The sequence below is a fragment of the Mesorhizobium sp. M7A.F.Ca.ET.027.02.1.1 genome (assembly GCF_004022985.1).
Lineage (GTDB): Bacteria > Pseudomonadota > Alphaproteobacteria > Rhizobiales > Rhizobiaceae > Mesorhizobium.
Genome location: NZ_RZOL01000888.1, coordinates 1 through 649 on the forward strand (window position 1 = coordinate 1; position 649 = coordinate 649).

1 protein-coding gene is annotated in these 649 nt (G+C 64.9%); it reads left to right on the plus strand.

The window, feature by feature from the left end:
- A partial coding sequence (locus tag EN749_RS36830; protein ID WP_145991223.1) for an alpha/beta hydrolase occupies positions 1–649 on the plus strand: 649 nt, incomplete at both ends.

Sequence of the window (649 nt, forward strand, 5' to 3'; positions counted from 1 at the left end):
TTGCAGCCGCTCGCAGCGGACGGGCACGATGTTGTCGTCCCCTCGCTTCCTGGCTTCGCGTTCTCCAACCCGATCACGCGCCCGATCGGCCCGCGGCGGGCTGCTGCGCTCGTGCATGGGCTGATGATCCAACTGTTCGGCGACGCGCGGTATTTCGTTCAAGGGGGCGATTGGGGCCACGGCATCGCGGCCTGGGCAGCGCATGATCGACCGGACGCTCTGCTCGGCATCCATATTAACATGATGACCGTGCGCGCGGAGGATGCCGCTCCGACGACCGACGAGGAGAAGTCCTTCGCCGCCAAGCGGGCCGCGATTGCCGATTGGGAGAGGGCCTACTTTCACGAGCAGGAAACCCGTCCGCAGACGCTTGGCGTCGCGATGGCCGACAGCCCGGTCGGAGCGGCGGGCTGGATACTCGAAAAGTTCGGCAAGTGGGCCGATCTTCCGACAACCGCCGATGGCGCCCCGGACATATGGAGCAAGTTTTCCGAGGAGGAACTCCTCACCAACATCATGCTCTACATCGCGCCGGCATCGTTCGTGACTGCAACCTGGATCTACTACGGCAGCCGGATTGAGGGGTCGCTGATGCTTCCGGCCGGCACCCGCATCCAGGTGCCGACCGGCGTTGCGGCCTTTCCTGATC